Annotated in this window: 16 protein-coding genes and 1 rRNA gene; 12 read left to right on the top strand and 5 right to left on the bottom strand. The window is 70.3% G+C overall.

Going from position 1 to position 16,313, the window contains the following annotated elements:
- Positions 1-12 precede the first annotated feature (12 nt).
- Complete coding sequence (locus ACFWV3_RS34410; protein ID WP_382417585.1) at positions 13-732, top strand: DUF72 domain-containing protein; 720 nt, start codon at positions 13-15, stop codon at positions 730-732.
- The gene (locus ACFWV3_RS34405) at positions 729-2,450 is read left to right on the top strand and encodes a glycoside hydrolase family 5 protein (protein WP_382417583.1); all 1,722 of its coding nucleotides are present in this window, start codon (positions 729-731) and stop codon (positions 2,448-2,450) included. Before ACFWV3_RS34410 ends, ACFWV3_RS34405 begins: the two co-directional genes overlap by 4 nt.
- On the opposite strand, the gene ACFWV3_RS34400 is transcribed toward ACFWV3_RS34405, so the two are convergent.
- A complete protein-coding gene (locus ACFWV3_RS34400) occupies positions 2,405-3,139 on the bottom strand; it encodes an arylamine N-acetyltransferase (RefSeq protein WP_382417581.1) in 735 nt (244 codons plus the stop codon). The genes ACFWV3_RS34405 and ACFWV3_RS34400 overlap by 46 nt on opposite strands.
- Positions 3,140-3,156: 17 nt before the next feature.
- On the opposite strand from ACFWV3_RS34400, the gene ACFWV3_RS34395 reads away from it, so the two are divergent.
- The 6 genes from ACFWV3_RS34395 to ACFWV3_RS34370 all read left to right on the top strand — a co-directional run bounded on the left by ACFWV3_RS34395 (position 3,157) and on the right by ACFWV3_RS34370 (position 10,740).
- Positions 3,157-3,966 (top strand): DUF72 domain-containing protein, encoded by an 810-nt coding sequence (locus tag ACFWV3_RS34395; protein WP_382417579.1) that lies wholly within the window; start codon positions 3,157-3,159, stop codon positions 3,964-3,966.
- Positions 3,967-4,006: 40 nt separating this feature from the next.
- Entirely contained in the window at positions 4,007-4,363 is a 357-nt protein-coding gene (locus tag ACFWV3_RS34390; RefSeq protein WP_382417577.1) for a peptidase inhibitor family I36 protein, read from the top strand.
- Positions 4,364-4,518: 155 nt separating this feature from the next.
- Positions 4,519-6,885, top strand: a complete 2,367-nt coding sequence (locus tag ACFWV3_RS34385; RefSeq protein WP_382417575.1) for an AAA family ATPase — start codon at positions 4,519-4,521, stop codon at positions 6,883-6,885.
- Positions 6,882-7,268, top strand: a complete 387-nt coding sequence (locus ACFWV3_RS34380; RefSeq protein WP_382417573.1) for a hypothetical protein — start codon at positions 6,882-6,884, stop codon at positions 7,266-7,268. Before ACFWV3_RS34385 ends, ACFWV3_RS34380 begins: the two co-directional genes overlap by 4 nt.
- A gap of 8 nt (positions 7,269-7,276) precedes the next feature.
- The gene (locus ACFWV3_RS34375; RefSeq protein ID WP_382417571.1) at positions 7,277-8,113 is read left to right on the top strand and encodes an exonuclease SbcCD subunit D; all 837 of its coding nucleotides are present in this window, start codon (positions 7,277-7,279) and stop codon (positions 8,111-8,113) included.
- Entirely contained in the window at positions 8,110-10,740 is a 2,631-nt protein-coding gene (locus ACFWV3_RS34370) for an ATP-binding protein (protein ID WP_382417569.1), read from the top strand. Before ACFWV3_RS34375 ends, ACFWV3_RS34370 begins: the two co-directional genes overlap by 4 nt.
- On the opposite strand, the gene ACFWV3_RS34365 is transcribed toward ACFWV3_RS34370, so the two are convergent.
- Positions 10,737-11,648 (bottom strand): hypothetical protein, encoded by a 912-nt coding sequence (locus tag ACFWV3_RS34365; RefSeq protein WP_382417567.1) that lies wholly within the window; start codon positions 11,646-11,648, stop codon positions 10,737-10,739. The genes ACFWV3_RS34370 and ACFWV3_RS34365 overlap by 4 nt on opposite strands.
- Before the next feature lie 115 nt (positions 11,649-11,763).
- On the opposite strand from ACFWV3_RS34365, the gene ACFWV3_RS34360 reads away from it, so the two are divergent.
- From ACFWV3_RS34360 to ACFWV3_RS34350, 3 genes are all read left to right on the top strand, one after another.
- Positions 11,764-12,396 (top strand): hypothetical protein, encoded by a 633-nt coding sequence (locus tag ACFWV3_RS34360; RefSeq protein WP_382417565.1) that lies wholly within the window; start codon positions 11,764-11,766, stop codon positions 12,394-12,396.
- A gap of 92 nt (positions 12,397-12,488) precedes the next feature.
- The gene (locus tag ACFWV3_RS34355; protein WP_382417563.1) at positions 12,489-13,391 is read left to right on the top strand and encodes a helix-turn-helix domain-containing protein; all 903 of its coding nucleotides are present in this window, start codon (positions 12,489-12,491) and stop codon (positions 13,389-13,391) included.
- A gap of 156 nt (positions 13,392-13,547) precedes the next feature.
- Entirely contained in the window at positions 13,548-14,453 is a 906-nt protein-coding gene (locus tag ACFWV3_RS34350) for a hypothetical protein (protein WP_382417562.1), read from the top strand.
- Here the strand turns inward: ACFWV3_RS34350 and ACFWV3_RS34345 are convergent.
- On the bottom strand, positions 14,426-15,205 hold the full coding sequence (locus tag ACFWV3_RS34345; protein WP_382417560.1) for an SDR family NAD(P)-dependent oxidoreductase: 780 nt from the start codon (positions 15,203-15,205) through the stop codon (positions 14,426-14,428). The two genes, ACFWV3_RS34350 and ACFWV3_RS34345, sit on opposite strands and share 28 nt — an antisense overlap.
- A 120-nt stretch (positions 15,206-15,325) precedes the next feature.
- Here ACFWV3_RS34345 and ACFWV3_RS34340 point away from each other — a divergent pair, with 120 nt between their 5' ends.
- Positions 15,326-15,685, top strand: a complete 360-nt coding sequence (locus ACFWV3_RS34340) for a nucleotide pyrophosphohydrolase (protein WP_382417559.1) — start codon at positions 15,326-15,328, stop codon at positions 15,683-15,685.
- A gap of 202 nt (positions 15,686-15,887) precedes the next feature.
- Here ACFWV3_RS34340 and ACFWV3_RS34335 read toward each other — a convergent pair whose 3' ends face one another.
- Positions 15,888-16,052, bottom strand: coding sequence for a hypothetical protein (locus ACFWV3_RS34335; protein ID WP_330855444.1), 165 nt, complete (start codon positions 16,050-16,052; stop codon positions 15,888-15,890).
- A 163-nt stretch (positions 16,053-16,215) separates the two neighbouring features.
- A 5S ribosomal RNA gene (gene rrf, locus ACFWV3_RS34330) occupies positions 16,216-16,313 on the bottom strand; the annotation flags it as partial.

Genomic DNA, 16,313 nt, shown 5'->3' with positions numbered 1-16,313 from the left:
TACCCGGACGGCATGATCAGGATCGGCACCTCGGGCTGGCGCTACCCGGAGTGGCGCGACGGGTTCTACCGCGGCGTGCCCCAGCGGCTCTGGCTCAGCCATCTCGCCTCGCACGTCGGCACGATCGAGATCAACAGCTCGTTCTACCGGCTCCAGCCGCCGGCGTACTACCGGAAGTGGGCCGCCGAGACACCGCCGGGCTTCGTCTTCGCCGTCAAAGGACCGAAGCTGGTCACGCACGTCAAACGCTTGCGCCACGTCGAGGACGCGCTCGAGGAGTTCGCCGAGTCCCTCGCGCTCGGCCCGAAGCAGGGTCCGGTCATCTGGCAGCTGCCGCCGAGCACGCGGTTCGACGCGGCCCTGATCCGCGACTTCCTGGCCATGCTCCCGCCAGGAAGGCACGCCTTCGAACCGCGCCACGAGTCGTTCCGCACCGACGTCTACTTGGAGCTGCTCCAAGAGCACAACGTCGCCCACGTCGTGAGCGACGCACCGACGTTCCCGCGCATCGAGGCCGTGACCGCCGACTTCGCCTACGTCCGGCTGCACGGCCACGACGAGCTCTACATCAGCTCCTACAGCGACGACCAGTTGGACGAGTGGGCGCGCAAGATCCGCGACTGGGACCGCGACACGTACGTCTACTTCGACAACACAATGCAAGGTGCCGCGACAAGTAACGCCAAGACTCTGGCGGAAAGCCTCAAACCGCCGTTACGGTCACATACGTGAAACTCACTCGCGTCTCGGCCACCCTGCTCCTGGCCGCGAGTCTCGTTGCTCCCGCGCAGGCGGAACCGGCCTCCTCCTCCACGTGGACCGGTCCGCTGAGCACGCGCGGACGGTGGATCGTCGACGCCAACGGCGACCGCTTCAAGCTGAAGTCCGGCAACTGGCACGGTGCGAGCGGCACCTGGAACGGTTCCGGCGACATCAACGACCCCACCACCCACCACGCCGGCGAGAAGGCCGACCAGGTCCCGCTCGGCCTCGACCGCGCGACGATGGCCACGATCATCAGCGGCTTCAAGGAGCTGGGCGTCAACAGCGTCCGGTTGCCGTTCTCCAACCAGATGATCAAGGACACCAACCCCGTCACCGGCCTCAAGGACGCGCAGCTCAACGGCAAGAAGCCGCTCGAGGTCTACGACGCCGTCGTCGCGGAGCTGACCCGCAACGACCTCGCCGTCATCCTCAACAACCACACCACGACGTCGCGGTGGTGCTGCGGCGTCGACGGCAACGAGCGGTGGAACACCAGCCAGAGCACCGACCAGTGGGTCGGCGACTGGGCGTTCATGACCGACCGCTACAAGTCGAACAAGCGCGTCGTCGGCGCCGACCTCTACAACGAGGTGCGGCGCAACGTCTGGGACGACCCGAACTGGGGCTGGGGCAACGACCACGACTGGCACAAGGCGTCCCAGCAGGCCGCGGACCGCATCCAGCAGACGGCGCCGGACCTCCTGGTGATCGTCGAGGGCATCAACTGGACGGGCATCCCGGTCGACGGCTTCGCGCACGGCAGGCCGACGCTGGAACCGGCGCGGTTCCTCAGCCACACCCTCGCCAACCCGGAGAAGCTGGTCTACAGCGCCCACTTCTACGGCTACACCGGCCCCAACCACAGCGGCGCCACGGGTGTCGGCGAGACCAGCGACCCGCGCTACCAGGACCTCTCACCCCAGGAGCTGACGGACGTCCTGCAACGCCAGGCGTTCTACATCACCGAGGCGCGGAAGCACTACACCGCGCCGTTGTGGATCAGCGAGTTCGGCGTCGGCGGCATCGACGAGTCGAACCAGCGGGCGCGCGACTGGTTCGAGCGGTTCGTCGACCAGCTGATCGCCCAGGACGCCGACTTCGCCTACTGGCCGCTGGTCGGCTTCCACGCCAACCGGTCCGGCAACAGCTGGGCGTTGCTGCGCTGGGACGCGAACGGCAACCGGATCAGCGTCAACGACGGCGACGACTGGCGGTCCGGCGCGTGGAACCGCCTCGTCAACGCGCCGAGCCGGACCGGGCAGATCGCGCGCGAGCCGCGGTTCAACATGCTGCTCAAGGAGTCCTGCCCGCAGAGCGAGGAGCTCGTCGGCATCAGCCACACGGGCGGCCGCGGCCTGTGCGCGAGCAGTCCACAGTGGAGCAGCACGACCAGGGTCACCAACGAGCAGTACGTCAACGGCGACTGGGCCGTCGGCTACACGAAGCTCCAGTGCCCCAATGGGAACGCGGCCGTCGGGTACGCCAACTTCACGTTGGTCTGCGCGCCGATCGCGGGCGGGAGCACGACCCGTGTCGTGTGGTTCGACCGCGGCGACAACCGGCCGGACCTCGGCGGTGACTGGGCGAACGGGCACTACAAGGGCCAGTGCGCCCAGGACGAACACCTCGCCGGCGTGGCCTACAACTGGCGCAGGACGCCGGACGCGTTGCTCTGCCGGAAGTAGAGTCCGAAGTTCTCCAGGAAAGCGGCCGCAGGGTCCTCGACGTCGGTCGAGGTCTTGCGGCCGTTCTCGGTCACGACGACCTGCTTGTCCGTCACCGTGATCCGCCCGCCGGGAACCACCTTGGTCGCCATCGGCCCCTTGCGGAAGTGCGACTCCGGCGCGGTCTGCTGATACCAGCACGTGGCCGCGAACTCGGTCAGCTGCCGCGGCCTGCGCTCCACCCGGTAGGCAGGCTCCCCGTCGTGGAACACGTCCACGTCGTCCCCGTTGTCCGCCAACCGGAAGACGCCGGCCGGGTCGTGCTGGTCGTCCCGCGACCGCCACGACAGCGGGTGCAGCGCGAACGCCCCGAACCCGACGTCCACCAGCCACTCGTCGTCCACGAGCAGCACCAGGTGGGCGAGCGGAGCGCCGAGCCGTCCCTCCGCGCCGTACACCCGCGCCGCGAGCCGGTCGACCCGATGTCCCAAGTCCTGCAACAACTCCGCGAACAGCCCGTTGACCTCGTAGCAGAACCCGCCGCGCCGCCGTTCGACGATCTTGTCGTACAGCCACGGGATCTCGAGCACGATCCGGGTGTCCATGTGGGTGTCGAGGTTCTCGAACGGAACGCTCATCAGGTGTCGCTCTTGCAACTCGGCCAACGACGACGTGCGCGAGGCACCGATGCGCTGTAGGTAGGCGTCCACCGTGTCACGATAGCCAGATGGGCAAGGTCAGGATCGGCACCTCGGGGTGGGTCTACCCGCCCTGGCGCGGCACGTTCTACCCCAAGGGCGTCACGCAGAAGCGCGAGCTCGCCTACCTCAGCGACCAGCTCGGCTCGGTCGAGATCAACGGCTCGTTCTACTCGCTGCAACGCCCGTCGAGCTATCGGAAGTGGGCCGCGGAGACGCCGGACGACTTCGTCTTCTCCGTGAAGGGCAGCCGTTTCATCACGCACATGAAGCGCCTCAAGGACGGCGACGAGCTGCTCGCGAACTACCTCGCGTCCGGCGTCCTCGCCCTGGGCCCGAAGCTCGGCCCGATCCTGTGGCAGCTCCCGCCGACGCTGCGGTTCGACGCCGCCCTGCTGACGGCGTTCTTCGAGGGTCTCCCCCGCACCACCACCGAGGCAGCAGGGATCGCGAAGCGCCACGACCACCGCGTCGACCCGGCGCACACCACCACGGACGCCGAACGGCCGATGCGCTACGCCCTCGAGATCCGCCACGAGAGCTACAAGACGCCGGAGTTCGTCGACCTGCTGAAGCGCCACGACATCGCGCTCGTGGTCGCGGACGCCGCCGGCAAGTACCCGTTGATCGAAGAGGTCACGAGCGACTTCGTCTACGTCCGGCTGCACGGCCACGACGAGCTCTACGTCAGCGGCTACACCGACGACGGCCTCGACCGGTGGGCGGAGAAAGTGCGCGCGTGGGCGAAGCACGGCGACGTGTTCGTCTACTTCGACAACGATGCGAAGGCCTACGCGCCCCGGGACGCGAAGGCGCTCCAAGATCGTCTGGCCGATTGACCCGAATGGACGCACACTCGTCTCCGACGGAGGTGCGCCCATGTCGACGAAGAGCCTCATCACCGCCCTGGTGATCACTGCGGGCGCGGTCGCCTCCAGTGGGATCGCCGTAGCGCAGAGTGACAAGTCCTGCGACAAGGGCGAGTTCTGCGTGTGGACGGGACCGGACTACACCGGCACGGTGCAGCGCCTCGACCTGGAATCCGCGAACCCCGACGAGTGCATCCCGCTCACGATCGTCGGCAGGTCCTTCGTGAACCGCCTGAGCAGGGACGCGAGCGTGTACCAGCGCGAGAACTGCTCCACCGAGGCCGAGTTCACCACCTACCCGAAGCACGGCACCTACGTGCCGGACGCGTACTTCGTGATCAGGGCCCTGGAAGTGTGGGGTCCCTAACGACCGCGGACTACTTTAGTCACCCTATGTAACACCACTCGATCGTGTGAGTACTCGTCAGTAGGTCCCATTTGCTGCCTAGGTTGCCGCCCTATCGAGTGGTGGCAGCTGGAGGACATGTGACCGTGGCGGGTGAAGCCGGGTTACTCGAACTGATGGCCGGGCGACTGGCCAAGGACGATCTCACCCCACGTGCGGCAGAACTGGTGCTCGCGGCGTGCCGGGGCGAGGCGGCGCTGGACCGCGCCCTCGCCGGCGCTCCGGCGCAGGAGGACGCCCCGCGGGAGAGGACCGATGGCCCCGGTCACGGCATCTTCGTGTCGGAGATCCGCGTGCGCGGCTTCCGGGGCATCGGCCCCCAGGCCCGCCTGCCGTTGGCACCGGGGCCGGGACTGACCGTCGTCACGGGACGCAACGGCTCGGGCAAGTCGAGCTTCGCCGAGGCCGCGGAACTGGCGTTGACCGGCTTCAACGCCCGGTGGACCCGCGCGCGGCACGACGTGTGGCGGCAGGGCTGGCGCAACCTGCACCAGACCGACACCGCCGTCGAGCTCGACCTCGTCCAGGCCGCGCGACCGGGCCGGACCACGATCCGAAGATCCTGGTCGCCCGAGGAGGACCTCGGGCAGGGCGCGTGGACGCAGGACGACGAGCCGTTCGACGACCGCCGGTGGCACGACGCGCTGGAGACCTACCGGCCGTTCCTGCCCTACAGCGAGCTGGGGACCGTCCTCGACGCGCAGCCGGAGGACCTCTACGAGGCGATGCACCGCTTCCTGGGCCTGGAGGCGATCACGGAGGCGCAGCAGTCGCTCGCCGAGCACCGCAAGCGCCTCGCCGACGTCGTCGCCCGCCCGTACGACCGGCGGGAACGCGTGCGCGCGGAGCTGGCCGCGTCCCCCGACGAACGCGCCCGGCGCGCCGCCGACCTGCTCGGCAGCTCCTCCCCCGACCTCGACGCCATCGCGGACCTCGCGCTCGGCACGGACGTCGGCAGCGGCACGGGCCTGCTGCACCAGATCGTCGACCTGGCCCTGCCGCCGGAGGACGAGGTCGAGCGGTGCCGGGAGAACCTCGACAGGGCGCTCGGCGCCGTGACGGCCGTGGCCACGGCCAACGCGCAGGACTCGTTGCGCTCCAGCGAGATCCTGCGGCTCGCGATCCAGCTGCGGGAGTCCGGCGGCGCCAAGACCTGCCCGGTGTGCGACCTCGGCCGGCTCGACGGGATGTGGCTCGCCAAGGCCCGGCAGCGCGCCGAGCACCTCGCCAAGGCCGCCGCCGAGCTGCACGACGCCGCGGACAAGCTGGACGTCGCCATCGCGGCGACGCGGGCGTTGTGCCTGCCGGTGCCGGAGGTGCTGCAGGAGACCAGGGGCATCGTCGACACGACCGCGGTGCTGCAGGCGTGGCAGGCCTGGGAGGAGTGCTTCGCGCTCGACGACCCGGTGCGGCTGCGCCAGGAGCTCTTCGACCGCCACGCCGAGCTGGTGGTGGCCGTGGAGCAGCTGAAGTCCGTGGCGCGCGAGCAGATCGACCGGCGCGACCTGGTGTGGCGGCCGATGGCGATCGCGTTGTTCGAGTGGCACTCCCAGGCGCAGCAGGCGCTGGCGGACGCCGACGTGCTCGCCGACGTGACCGAGGCCGAGAACTGGATCCGCAAGGCCGCGGCGACGTTGCGCTCGGAGCGCATCACGCCGTTCGCGAAGGAGTCGCAGCGGATCTGGCAGCGGCTGCGCCAGCAGAGCAACGTCGACCTGGGCGCGGTGCGGCTCGGCGGAACCCGCAACGTCGAGCTGGACGTGTCGGTCGACGGCGTCTCGAACTCGGCGCTGGCGGTGATGAGCCAGGGAGAGCTGCACTCGCTGGGTCTCGCGCTGTTCCTGCCGCGCGCGATGGTGGACGAGAGCCCGTTCCGGTTCGTCATGATCGACGACCCGGTGCAGGCGATGGACCCGTCCAAGGTGGACGGACTCGCACAGGTGCTCGCCGACGTCGGGCTCACCCGCCAGGTCGTGGTCTTCACGCACGACGAACGGCTCGTGGAGGCGCTGCGGCGGTTGCGGCTCTCGGCCACGGTCTGGGAGGTCTGCCGCGGCGAGGAGTCGGTCGTGCAGGTGCGGATGTCCGACGACCCCGTCGGCCGGTGCCTGAACGACGCACGGGCGATGCGGGTGGACGAGGACCTGCCGGACGCGTTGCGGGCCGAACTGGTGGCGTCGTGCTGCCGGGCGGCCCTGGAAGCGGCGTCCCACGCGCGCTTCCGCCGCGAACGGCTGAGCCGCGGCACCCCGCACGCCGAGGTCGAGCGCGTCCTGGAGGGCGCGTTGACGACGAAGCAGACGATCGCGCTGGCCGTGCTCGACGAACACGCGGAACCGGCGAAGCTGATGCCCCATCTCGAGGACGTGGTCGGATCATGGGCGGTAGACCTGCTGCAAGCGTGCCGGGTCGGCGGCGACAGCGGAGACCTGGACGTGCTGATCCGCGACACCGAGCTGCTCGCGGGGTGGCTGCAGAGATGAGCCTGCCCTCGGACGTGCAGGACCGGCTCACCTGCGTCGCGAATCTGCTGGCACGCCCGGAGCAGCTCGACGGTGTGCGGATCCGGTGCTGCGCGGAGCTGTTGCGCACGGCGGTGGAACGGGCGGTGGCGCGCGCCTGCGGTGCGGAGAACGTCGACCAGCCGGTGCACGCCCTGCTGATCAGCCTCCCGTCCCGGGTGGACGCGGACATCGCCTACGACACCTCCCAGCTGTGGCACGCGCTGAGCCGCGCGATCCGCCACCACGGCTACGAGCTGACCCCGACCGTCGCGGAGCTGAGCGGCTGGCACGCCGACGCCGCGGCCGTCGTCGCGGCCCTGCAGCCGTCCATGACCCTGTTCGGCACCATCGACCTCCACTGAAGGCACCGGTGAAACTGCTGCTGTTCGCGGACCTGCACCTGGACGCGCGCTTCCCCAGCGCGGGTCCCGTGCGACGCAAGGCGTTGCGCGACACGCTGGGCCGCATCGTCGACCTCGCCCAGGAGTCCGACGTCGACGCCGTGCTGTGCGCCGGCGACCTGTACGAGCACGATCGCTGCTCCCCCACCACGGCGTCGTTCCTGCGGTCGGCGTTCGACTGCGCGCTGCCGGTGTTCCTGGCCCCCGGCGGTGACGACTGGTACGGGCCGCAGTCGGTCTACCGGCAGGTGGACTGGACGCCGAACGTGCACGTGTTCTCGTCGGGGTCGTTGACGCCGGTGGAGCTCGCCGACGGCGTCACGCTGTGGGGCGCCGCGCACGTCGGACCCGGTCCGGCGAAGGACTTCCTCGACGGCTTCGCGGTGAACCGCGGCGGCGTGAACCTGGCGCTGTGCCACGGTTCCGCGCCGGAGGACGTCACGATCACCGGGCTGGACCACGCGTTCCTCGGGCACGTGCACACGCCCGAGCACGCCGACCACTACACGTTCCCGGGCAACCCGGACCCGTTGACGCCGGGCGAGACCGGTGAGCGCGGGGCGGTGCTGTGCACGGTGCACGACGACGGCTCGGTGTCGCGCGAGGTGTTCGACGTGTCCGCGTCGCGGTCGCTCGACTGGCTGTGCGCGGAGGAAGCCTTCCCGTTGCTGGACTTCGACGCCGTCGCCGCCGAACGGACCGTGCGCGGCCAGTTCGTGCGCGACGTGCTGGCGGACGAGTCCCTGGACACGGCGTTGCGCGGCCGGGTGCTCGCGACCGGCCTGCGCGCGTTGGAGGAACGATGAAGATCGAGTCGGTGACCGCGCACGCGTTCGGTCCGTTGCACGACAGGACGTTGCCGCTGGCGCCCGGCCTGACCGTGGTGTCGGGCGTGAACGAGTCCGCGAAGTCGTCGTGGCACGCGGCGATCCGCGCCGCGCTGTGCGGTGAGCCGGCGGCGCGCCACCGTCCGTGGACGGGCGAGTCGTGGCGCGTGGCGGCGATGGTGTCGCTGGAGTCCGGTGAGGTGGTCGCCGTGGACCGGGACCTGAACGACGACTCGGCCCCGGACGTCGCGCAGCGGCTGGGCCTGGACCGCACGTCGTTCACCGCCACCGCGTGCGTGGACCAGGCGTCACTGCTGAGCGTGCTGGAGGCGGCGGACGGGCTGCAGGACCACCTGCGTCGTGCCGCGGCCACCGCCGGCACCGACGGCACGGTCGAGCAGGCGTTGCAGCGGCTGACCGCGCCGGTGGACGCGTTGCGCGAGGCCAGGAACCGCTTGCGGGAGACCGAGACCGACCTGGCGGTGGCACGTCGTGAGCACGCCCGGTACCTGGAGCTGAGCACGCAGGCCCGTTCGGCGGCCGCTGCGCGCGCACGCTTGGCCGTGCAGGAGCACTCCGAGGTCCTGGACGCGTTGACGGCTCGCGTGGCGCGGCTGACCGAGCTGCAGGACCGCTTCGGCGACTCGCCTCCGTCCGGCCTCGCCGCGCAGGAGGAGCTGACGCACGTGGTGAACCGCGCGCTGGCGGCGTGGCGCGCGGCTCCCACCCCGCGTGTGCTGACCGGTCCGTCGGCGGCGGCGCTGGAGGCGGAGCTGCGGGCGCTTCCGGCGACTCCGGTGGGCGAGACGGCGGTCGACGACGAACTCCGTCTCGTGGCAACGGCTTACGAGACCGCGTCGGCCGTCGCCGCGGCCCATCGCGAACGCATGCCGTCACCCCCGACGTCCGCAGAGCCGTCGGTGCTGCGCGGTCTCGCGACCCGGCTGGACCCGACCAGCGGCGCCCGGCTGACCACCGCGTCGATCGAGGTGGACGGCGCCCGCCAGGTCCAGGACGAAGCGGCTTCCGCGGCGGCCCGCACCCAGGTCGAGGCCGACGTGGCGGCGGCACGCGTGCAGGAGATCGCGCTGCCGAACCCGTTCCTGCGCAACGCTTTGATCGCTCTGAGCTGCCTCACCACGCTCGTCGGCCTGCTGCTGTTCCTGGTCGACCAGCAGCTGGCCGCGATGGGCGTGCTCGTGGCCGCCCTGGTCGCCGGCACCGGCGGTGCCCTGTCCCGCGGCAACGCACCCGCCCGTGAGGCGGCAGTGGCCTTCGCCGCCGAACAAGCCGCGCTGGCCACGCAAGCCCGCGGCCGGCTGTTCGTCGCCGACCGCGCCCTGGCCGAGGCGGAGGGCCAGCGCGCCGTGGCGTCGGAAGCCGTGCGCATCAACGACGAGGCCGTGGCGGAGTGCGCGTCCCTCGGCGTGCCGGCGGACCGCGAGACGTTATGGCGCCTGGCCAACCGCGCCGCCTGGGAGGCCGAGCACGCCGACCTGATGTGCGAGGTGACACGCACGGAGAAGGCCGTCCGCGTGGAGCTGGCGGCCCGCGGCAAGGTGGACGCCACGATGTCCGTGCCGGACCTGCTGGTGGACTACGAGACGGACTGCAAGGTCCGCGCCCGCCAGGCCTCCATGGCCGCCCAACGCCCGTTCCTGGCCCAAGCCCTCGCCGACCGCCGCCAGGCCGAAGCCGCCGTCACCGAGGCCACCGTCGCCCACACCAGGGCCCTCGCCCTGCTCCGCCACGCCGTGACCGCCATCGGCCGCACCGGCGAACGCCCGGAAGACCTGCTCCGCGCCATCGCTGAGTGGCAACGCGGCTGGGACGACCTCCTCCGCGAAGCCGAGGAGGAACGCAACGCGTGGGCCGAACTCCAGGCCCTGCGAGCCGACGGCACCCTCGACGACCTCGAGACCACCCTCTCCGCCGCCCAGACCCACCACGCCTCCCTGCTGGAAGCGGCCTCCCGCTACGCCACCTGCGACCCGGTGGACCCGTCGCTGGCAGCCTCCGCCCCCGCCCTCGCCGCCACCGTGGCCGAGATGACCCGAGGCCTGCCGAGCGTCCCCGACGCCGAGGAGGCCGTGCAGACGGCGACCGAGGCACTGGCCGAGGTGACCGCCGAGGTGGAGGCCATCGACCTGGCCACCCGCTACCTGACCGCGGCCCGCGAAAAGGTGCACAGCACCATCGCACCCGCCCTGGAGTCCGCCCTGCGCACGTGGCTGCCCCTCGTGACCGACGGCCGTTACGTGGACGCCGCCGTCGATCCGCAGTCGCTGACCGTGCGCGTGTGTTCCGCTTCGGACGCCTGGCACCACGCCTCGCACCTGTCCCTGGGCACCGCCGAGCAGATCTACCTGCTCCTACGCGTGGCACTGGCCCAGCACCTCGCCACCGAGACGTGCCCGTTGTTGTTGGACGACGTCACCGTGCAAGCCGACGACACCCGCACACGCGCCGTGCTCGACCTGCTGCTGCGGCTGTCGGAGGACCGGCAGATCGTGCTGTTCGCGCAGGAGACCGCGGTGGTGGAGTGGGCGCAGGAGCGGCTGGGTGAGCGGGACGTGCTGCACCAGCTCACGCCGGTGGCGGCCTAGAGGAACCGGTGCCGGTGCGCCGCGAACATGGGCGCCCTGGCACCACCTCGGTCGCTGACGGTCCGGCCGGCCAGGCGTTGCTCGATGAACGCCAGCACGCTCTCCAGTCCCCTGGCCGGCGGACCGGCCTGGATCCTCAGGTCCTCGCCGACGTAGACGTAGCCGTGCTCGAACAGGTCGTCGCAGCCCAGCTTGCACGCGGCGATGATGTTGTTGCGCCAGCGCCGGCGCTCCTCCTCCGAGCAGTCGGCGCGCCGTTTGATGTGAGCGGCCCAGATGAGCCGTTGCGGCTGCATCTCGCCACACAGCTCGCACTCGACCAGCTCGGCGTTGCCGAATGCCTTCGACTTCAGCCATCGCTGCTCTTTCCGGACCGTGGTGACCGAGACGCCGTCGAGCTCACCCTCGAAGAGCTCCTCCTCGCCGAGCCCCTCGACCTCGACCGTGCTGAAGTCCTCGGGCTCTGGCTCGTCGGCCGCGTCCGGGTCGTCGAACACGACAGGCGTTCCCTGCCTGCATCCGGACTGCCGCAACGCGTCCATCCCGCGGTGGCCGAGGAAGTCGACGCCGACCTGGTGCTGTGTCTCCAGCAGCCGCACGTCGACCCGATGCCGGTACTCCTTGTCCGGCCAGACCTCGTCGGCACTCGCGTACAGCGGCCTGGTGATCTCCATGACCAGGACCTGCTCGATCCGCACCTGCGACCAGCGTTCCTCGGTCACCCGAGGGCCGCCGGGAGCCCTGTGCCCGAGTACCAGCCGGTCGCCCGGCTGAAGCGAGCCGGCGACGTCGTGGCCGTCCTTCTTGTCGAGCACGGACGTCTCCCAGCCCCAGACGCCGCGGTCCTTGCCGATGCCGAAGTTCTCGGCGGACTGCTCCCCCACGTACACATATGCGGTCCGGCCCACTGCCCACCTCACCGATCGCGATCGACTCCCCCGGTCAACGATGGATATCACCTCGGACCGACAACCACGAGCGGCGCCGCCCGAAATTGTCAGACCCCGGCGCTACCGTCGGCCCATGACCAACGCCGCCTTCCGCAAGCTCACCCCCACCACCGGCGAGCGGCTCGCCGAGCTGGGCCTGCGCCAGGAGATCCTCGACCGCGCCATCGCCGCCGGCATCGACGCGCGCGCCGCCTCGCCGCCGTTCGGGCCCACCAACGCGCCCGGGCTGCTCGACTGGATCCACCGCGTCGGCACGTTGCGGCAGCTCCTGGCCGCGGAAGGGTGGCAGCGGCTCGACCACTGGAACGCCGGGCTGGTGCGGCACCCGGCGCGGCCGATCCTGCTGGGCACGTTGCAGGGCAACCGGGGGACGGGGTCGCCGGACGCGCCGTTGCGCAGCGACTACGCGAAGGGGCCCGCCATCGCGGCGATGATGCGGGACAACGACCACGACCAGTTCGCGCTGTTCGAGAACGCGCGCAACGAGGGGCTCAAGTTGTGGTTCCTGGTCACGTACCCGGTGCAGCTGGAGGACCGGCTCGTGGTGTTGCGGGAGGTCTCGCAGCCTGAGCCGACGCCGCAGAACCAGATCATCGAGCGGTGGGCGCACCGGATCGTGCTGCCGCCGATGGAGTTCCCGCTGAGCAGGACGCCCGCTGTGGACGGTCCCGAGGAGGTGGACTTCCCGGTCGCACTGCGCCGGTAGATCGAGCCTCCCGCGGCCGGGAACAGGCCGAGCGGCGACGCACCAGGACCCGCCTGGCATGCCGTCGCGCGGGCAGCGACAATGGCCCGATCATGCTCACGCCCTCGCGACTCACGCTCGCCCGCACCCGGCGCGGACTCACCGCGGCCGAGCTCGCGCGCAAGGCGGGGGTGCAGGCGCGGGCGATCAGCGAGTACGAGCGCGGGGTGCGTCAGCCCAAGCCCGCCACCATCGAGTCGCTGGCCGGCGTGCTCGGGTTCCCGGAGGCGTTCCTCGCCGCGCCGGAACCGCCCCGGCCTCAGGCCGTTGAGACGCCCACGGCCCAGGCGACGGCGGCGGCCCAGCTGGCGATCGAGTTCAACGGGTGGCTCGAGCGCCTCTTCGTGCTGCCCCAGCCGAACCTGCCGCCGCCCAGGACGTCGGCGGACGGGACGCGGCTGAGCTGGCGGCTCGACGACAGCCCGGCGCCGAACATGGTGCAGCTGCTGGAGTCGCACGGCGTTCGGGTGTTCTCACTGCCCGCGGACTGCGTGGCGCAGGGGGCGTTCTCGTGCTGGCACAACGGCACGCCGTTCGTGTTCCTCACCCCGGCCTCGTCGCCGGAGCAGGCGCGGTTCGACGCGGCTGTCCAGCTGGCGGTGCTGCTCGGGCACGACGCGCCGCAGGAGTTCGCCGACGAGTTCCTCATGCCCCGGCAACGGCTGCGGGGCACCGACCACCGGCACTGGCACGTGACGAGGGAGCGGTTCGTCCAGCGGGCGAACGTCCTCAGCCTCGCCTCCGGGGGCATGATGCGCCGGGAGACGTCCAAGCTGCTCACCAAGGTGTTCAAGGTCCTCCGCGAGAACGGCACGACACCGCTGCACGTCGCCAAAGAGCTGAACCTCGACCTCGAAGAGCTCAACGGCCTGGTGTTCGGGCTGGTGCTGACCGCGCTGCCGGGCGGCGGCGAACCGGGACCGAGGGGCCGGGCCCGTCTCACCCTGGTCCACTGACGCGCTGGTGCCGGGAATTCCCGTTCCGCGTCACCTCGCGATTACGCGGTGACGTTTTCGGCCCGTTGTATTAGGCCAAACGAGCGATTTCTGAAACGCATCGCCCGGCGCACCCGACACTGAGAGTGACGGGACGCCGAGTCGTGGGGACGCCTTATGACGATGCAGCAACGCACAGAGCCCTCGCCCGCAGCCGTACTCATCGCCGTTGCCGTGCTCGCGCTGGTTCTGACCGTTGCTTTCGGCCCGCTCGGCTTCGTCATCGGCCTCGCCCTGTTCGCCTTGATGTTCGTCGGAACCAAGCACAACCACGCCTCGGAGCCAGTGGTCCCGACGCGCACCCGCTCGCGCCTGCGCCGGCTGTCGACGGCGGGACGGATCGCGATCGTCGGCGAGTCGCACCACCAGGACGCCATCGCCGAGGTCGCGAAACAGGCGTCGGCCCACCGGATCGACGGCGCCGTCCCGGCGACCGCCGTGCTCGTGCCGGAGGCGGCGAAGACGGTGCGGGTCGACCTGGTGCGCGCCGACGGCACCGCGGTGACCGCCGGCCACCTGCGCGGCGACCAGGCCGCGGACTACCAGCCGTTGCTGCTCGAACTGGCCGAACGCGGCGAGGTCGGCTCCTGTCCCGCACGCATCCTGGCTGCCGGCCCCCGCAACCACACCGTGCACCTGCATCTGGGCGCACCACGGCTGCTGTTGCTCGACCACGAAGCACTCGGCACCGCGCCGACCTTGCCCGCCGAACGGCAGGTCACCATCACGGAGGAGGAAGCGCATCAGCACGTGCTGCACCGCGTCGTCAACGGACGCACTCCGGTCCACGTCATCGCAGAACTGAAGGACTGTCGCATCGCGCGAGGCCCGCACACGGGCGAGCACACCCTCGAAGTGCTGCTTGAAGGTGAACGCATCGGCCAGCTCACCTATGCGATGGCCCTTCGCTACTTCGAGATGGTGAGACAGTGGCGAGTTCGAACGGGCCGCGCGCTCTGCGAAGCGGTGATCACCAACGAAGGCACGCGCGGCCTTCACGCGAAACTGCTGCTGCCCAAGTAATCCGCGAACGTCCGCGGTTCACGGCCAAGAACCCGCTGCACGCCGTCCGACACATGCGCTTCCTCTCCCCTGCGGATGCGCACGAGCAGCATCGTGACGAGGTCGGCGATCTCGTCGGGGTAGCCGAGCCCGCGCAACGAGGCGGCGAAGTCGTCCGGCTCGACATCGGTGTACAGGACGGGCTTGCCGGTCACCGCGACGATCCGCGCCAGCATCTCGGCGAACGACAGCGGTTCCGATCCGCTCAGCTCGTACGTCTGCCCTGCGTGCCCCTGCTCGGTCAACGCGACGACGGCAACCTCCGCGATGTCCCGGACGTCGATGAACGGGTGCACGCCCTGTCCCGCCGGCACCGCGAGCTCACCCTGCTGCACGGGAGCGGCGAACAGGTCCTCGTCGAAGTTCTGCATGAACCAGGTCGGCCGCAGGATCGTCCACTCGACACCCGAGCCCTTGACCGCCGCCTCGAACGGGTCGTCGTCCGGCGCACCGCGCATCGACAACAGGACGAGCCGGGTGACACCGGAGCGCACGGCCAGCGGCACGAACTCAGCCAGCAGCGCGGGGTTCTCCGGCGGCACGACGTAGACCGCGGTGACGCCGGCGAGTGCGGGCTCCCAGGTACCGGGGACGGACCAGTCGAACTTCGTGGCCGACGACCTCGACGCCGGACGGGCAGCGGTGCCCAGGAGGCTCGTGACGCGGCGACCGGTCTTGCCGGTGGCGCCCAGGACCAGGACGGTGTCGTCCACTGTTGAAGGGTTGATCGCGCTCAATGTTGACATGACTCAAGCCAATCAACATTGACTCGGACGATCCATGCTTGATTAGCCGCCGTCCTTGCTTGTTCGTCCACGTGGTACTCAATGGACATGAGTGAGCGTGACCTTGTGGACCTGAGGGATGCGTTGCGGGCGTTCGCCGCAGCCCGCGACTGGGACGAGTACCACACGCCCAAGAACCTGGTGATGGCGTTGTCCGCGGAGGTCGGCGAGCTCACCGACCTGTTCCAGTGGCTGACGCCGGACGAGGCGCGGGACGCGATGAAGAATCCAGAGCTCGCCTGGAACGTGCGGGACGAGCTCGCGGACGTGATGCACTACCTCACCCGGCTGGCGGACAAGCTGGGCGTCGACCTCGTCGAGGCCGCGTTCGCCAAGATCGAGCGCAACGAACGCCGGTTCCCGACCGGGGACCTGCGTCCCGTTCCGATCGAGAAGGGCGACGCGTAGTCCACCCGCCGAAAGGTGAAGCGCCGTTCCCCTGTGCGGCAATGGTTTCGCTTCACCAGGGAGAACGGCGCTCCCGTGTTCAGCGCCGACAGGAAGACCTGGTTCCACGACCATCCACCTGGTCATGGCCCGGGTTCCCTGGCGCCGACCGCCGGCTCGTGATGGTGCCCTGCCCATGGCGTTCGACGCACTGCAGTCCTGCTCAGAGGTACGTGAGCAGGAGGAGGATCAGGCACACCAGCAGCACGACGCCGAGCACTGCGGGCAGGAACGACTGCGAGGACGGCGCGGGCTCGCGGGCGTGCCTGCCCCGCCTCCTGCGCGCTCGCCACCGCAAAGGTGCCTCCCCTGCCCACTGCTCGTTCATGACGGTCACGGTAGGGACGGGGAAGCGGCACTTGACGCACGTCACCCGCTCGCCGGGAGTGCGTCACCCGGACAGCCGCCGCGGCGAACACGGCGTTCGGACGGGCAAAACGAAAAAACCCTGCGGGGAGCGCTTGTGGCGCTCAACCCGCAGGGCAAATTAAGTTCGGCGGCGACCTACTCTCCCACACCGTAACCAGTGCAGTACCATCGGCGCAGAAGGGCTTAACTACCGGGTTCGGAATGGGACCGGGTGTTTCCC

It is taken from the genome of Lentzea sp. NPDC059081, assembly GCF_042738015.1.
In the GTDB taxonomy this organism is placed as follows: Bacteria; Actinomycetota; Actinomycetes; order Mycobacteriales; family Pseudonocardiaceae; genus Lentzea.
The sequence above is the reverse complement of the archived record's forward strand: the minus strand, read 5'-3'. Positions and strand labels throughout refer to the sequence as shown.